The organism is Rahnella sp. CG8 (assembly GCF_023701875.1).
Taxonomy (GTDB): Bacteria; Pseudomonadota; Gammaproteobacteria; order Enterobacterales; family Enterobacteriaceae; genus Rahnella; species Rahnella aceris.
Map to the genome: position 1 here is coordinate 1 of NZ_JABAED010000063.1, position 3,846 is coordinate 3,846.

A 3,846-nucleotide genomic window follows, 5' to 3' on the forward strand; every position below is an offset into this window, starting at 1 on the left:
AAGGGTCCATGATGAGCATGAACCCTTTTTACACGAGCCACCGGATCGGTCAACTGATCCTTAAACGATCGGCATTAGCCGCACAAGGCTCCTTTTAATTGTGAGAAGGTTAAAGATTTTGATATACCAATAATATTACCACTGTCCAAATATTCGACTGAATGAGACTTATTCGTACGGCAGAGCAATAAATAAAAATATGATAGAAAATAAAAAAAAGCGCTGATACATCAGGCTATCAGCGCCAAAAACTTCATTATTTATACTACTGCATCCAGACGTTCCTGAACTTAATAAGCATAGTCTACATTTTAATAATTTGTATGCCTCATTTTCATTATCCTGATCAATTTAATTATTTAGCCCTGTCAACATGTCATTACGCGGAAAACTCAAAAAACGAATACAAATAATTTACGCAAATCATAAAAACCTAAAAATAATATGATGAAACCAGAATAAAGCAGAGGATAATTATAATAAAACGAGGAATAACAACGTCATTTAACATTAGCCTGCTAGTCACAACATCAATACATCCCTGTGATCTGGCGCACTATTTTGAATAGTACCCGATAACACCGTGAAAATTAAAGTACATATAAATCAAACTATTGAGTTTGATTTGTGATAATTAATGAATTTCGACCTAAGGTAAATTATTTTTTTACCGATAAATATTTCAGCTACAATGCACCCACACCAGGGAATGCTAAAATAATATAAGAAAACATATGGATATGTTAAATAAGGATTTTATTATGTTAACCAAACTGACTTTCAGAAATCTTTCAAAAAGAATGTATGGCGTTCCAGATTTATCGTATTGATTATTATCATCACTGGTGTGTCACTTTGCTGTATTCAGGTTGAGTTCATTTTGTCTACTGTCACCCGGCGACACTTTTATAAATTTAACCACGCATGAAGGTTTATAATGACGGAAGTAAATGTTTACGGACAAGAATTGGGTCAATCACTCCCCGACTGGCAGCCACGCTCGCTCCCGCAAAAAGTTATACTCAGGGGGAAATATTGTCTGCTTGAGCCGATTGATCTCAAACATAGCCGGGATTTATTTGACGCCTGGCACAGTATCGATGACGAACGTGACTGGACATACTTTCATATTAAACGCCCCATCACGATCAGACAGTGCGATCACTATATCGCCTCACTTTCCGCAAGCAAAGATCCGCTTTTTTACGCGGTGATTAATTTGTCCACGGGTAAGGCCACGGGCTTTCTCGCGTTGCAACGAATGGACCCTGATAACGGATCTGTAGAAATTGGCTGGGTTAACTGGTCACCACTTATGAAACGGACCTTGTGCAGCACAGAAGCCATATTTCTTTTACTCTCTTACACCCTGGAAACACTCCAGTATCGCCGGTGCGGTTGGAAATGTGACAGCCTGCATCAGGCCGCCATCAGTGCGGCTGAAAGACTTGGATTTACCTATGAAGGTACGCTCAGACGGACACAAGTCTCGAAGGGGCATAGCCGTGACATCCGCTGGTACTCCATTATTGACGAGGAGTGGGATGGGATCCGTCGGGCCATGGAAAGTTGGTTAAGCCCTTCCAACCTTGATGACCGTGGAAAGCAAAAGTATCCGCTGGCAGAGTTTATGCCTCACCCGTAGCAGGTAAATGGGGAGAGACCAAAACCAATCCTGATGCAGACTATAGCCTTCGTCTGCATCGGGCGTTTTTCGTGTAGATCCGCTGATTCATCAGCAGCCTATCCGGTTGCCGGGATTATTTTTAACTACATCATTACCGTATGTCCGGCACAGATAAATGCATCCTCCCGGGCTTTTTCAGGCTGATTTCGGGTATTAAGTTAAATACAGATGATGAATGCCATGATTATTTTCACGCATGAAATATCTGGCGGCACATCACATGGCGAACAATTACACTATAAGGGCGGCAACACGCCTTTGTGTAAGCAAGGCTTGATTTATGTCTACGCGTAGTGGCCCTGAAAGGCGTAGGCTACCGTTTTTCCGGTGAAGGAATACCGGGTTAATATCCATTCTTCTGTCAGGTGATTTACATCCTATGAATACTTCAGGAAGACGCCATATCAGGCCTTTCAGCGCACTGATAGACGCCTGTTTTCGTGAAAAATATACGCTTCAACGCTTACTCAAAGATGCCATTGCTGGCGTCACCGTGGGGATCATCGCCATCCCGCTGGCCATGGCGCTGGCCATTGGCAGCGGTGTACCGCCGCAATACGGGCTGTATACGTCGGCCATTGCCGGGATTGTCATCGCTGTTTTCGGAGGATCACGTTTCAGTGTTTCCGGCCCGACGGCGGCGTTTGTTGTCATTCTCTATCCAGTCTCACAACAGTTCGGCTTGTCCGGTTTATTGCTGGCTACGCTGATGTCTGGTTTTATGCTCCTCTTCATGGGGCTGGCGCGATTTGGCCGGTTGATCGAATACATACCGCTGCCTGTCACGCTCGGCTTTACGTCCGGTATTGCGATCACCATCGGCACCATGCAATTTAAAGATTTCTTTGGCCTGACGATGGCAACGGTGCCGGAACATTATCTGAGTAAAGTTGCGGCGCTGGTCATGGCGCTGCCAACGCTGGATATCGGCGATGCCGCGATAGGGATCGTGACGCTCGGTATATTAATCCTCTGGCCAAAACTGGGATTGCGCGTGCCCGGCCATCTTCCGGCTCTGCTGGCGGGTTGCGCGGTGATGGCCATTTTCATGCAGGCAGGACACCCTGTCGCCACCATAGGTTCACGCTTTCACTTCCTGCTGCCTGACGGTTCGCAGGGCAACGGCATTCCGCCTATTTTGCCGCAATTCGCCCTGCCGTGGACTCAATCCGATGGCAGCGGACTGAGCTGGTCTCTGGTGCAGGCGCTGCTGCCTGCTGCGTTTTCCATGGCAATGCTGGGCGCGATTGAATCCCTGCTCTGCGCCGTGGTGCTCGATGGCATGACCGGCAAAAAACACCATTCGGATAACGAACTGATCGGTCAGGGTATCGGCAACATGGTCAGCCCTTTCTTTGGCGGCATCACCGCTACAGCGGCGATTGCGCGCTCTGCGGCTAACGTTCGCGCCGGTGCAACATCTCCGGTCTCGGCCATTATTCACTCGCTGCTGGTGATCCTCGCCCTGCTCATTCTCGCACCGTTGCTTTCATGGCTGCCCCTGGCGGCGATGGCGGCGTTATTGCTGATGGTGGCGTGGAATATGAGCGAAGCGCATAAAGTGGTGGATTTACTGCGCCGTGCACCGAAAGACGACATTCTGGTGATGCTAACCTGCATGAGCCTGACGGTACTGTTCGACATGGTGATTGCGATTACCGCAGGTATCGTGATGGCGTCGCTGCTGTTTATGCGCCGTATCGCCAAACTCACCCGCCTGACGGAAGTGATGGCCGACATACCGGAAGATACGCTGGTGCTGCGTATCAATGGCCCGCTGTTCTTTGCTGCGGCGGAACGTATCTTCAGTGAATTGCAGGTGCGCAGCGAAGGCAAGAAAGTGATCATTCTGGTATGGGATCGCGTTGCCGTACTCGATGCCGGTGGCGTCAGTGCATTACGCAACTTCATCAATACCTTGCCGGAAGGCACAGAACTGCGAATCGCTGAGATCCCTTTCCAGCCGCTGAAAACCCTGGCCCGCGCCAGAATGCAGCCGGTGGAAGGCAAACTGAGTTTCCACAGTTCTTTGCACGACGCGTTATAAACCTGCGCGGTAAACGGAAAAGGCGACCCGGAGGTTAATGCCGATCGTTTAAGGATCAGTTGACCGATCCGGTGGCTCGTGTAAAAAGGGTTCATGCTCATCATGGACCCTT

At 48.2% G+C, this 3,846-nt stretch carries 2 protein-coding genes; both read left to right on the forward strand.

The window, feature by feature from the left end:
- Positions 1 to 937: 937 nt before the first annotated feature.
- Positions 938 to 1,645, forward strand: a complete 708-nt coding sequence (locus tag HGO41_RS25630) for a GNAT family N-acetyltransferase (protein WP_013575581.1) — start codon at positions 938 to 940, stop codon at positions 1,643 to 1,645.
- Between the two features lie 421 nt (positions 1,646 to 2,066).
- Positions 2,067 to 3,734, forward strand: a complete 1,668-nt coding sequence (gene dauA, locus HGO41_RS25635; protein WP_037034063.1) for a C4-dicarboxylic acid transporter DauA — start codon at positions 2,067 to 2,069, stop codon at positions 3,732 to 3,734.
- The last annotated feature ends 112 nt before the right edge of the window (positions 3,735 to 3,846 follow it).

Excerpts from the sequence above, each read along its gene's own strand:
- HGO41_RS25630 (WP_013575581.1), top strand. The coding sequence starts at position 938 with ATGACGGAAGTAAATGTTTACGGACAAGAATTGGGTCAATCACTCCCC.
- dauA (WP_037034063.1), top strand. The coding sequence starts at position 2,067 with ATGAATACTTCAGGAAGACGCCATATCAGGCCTTTCAGCGCACTGATA.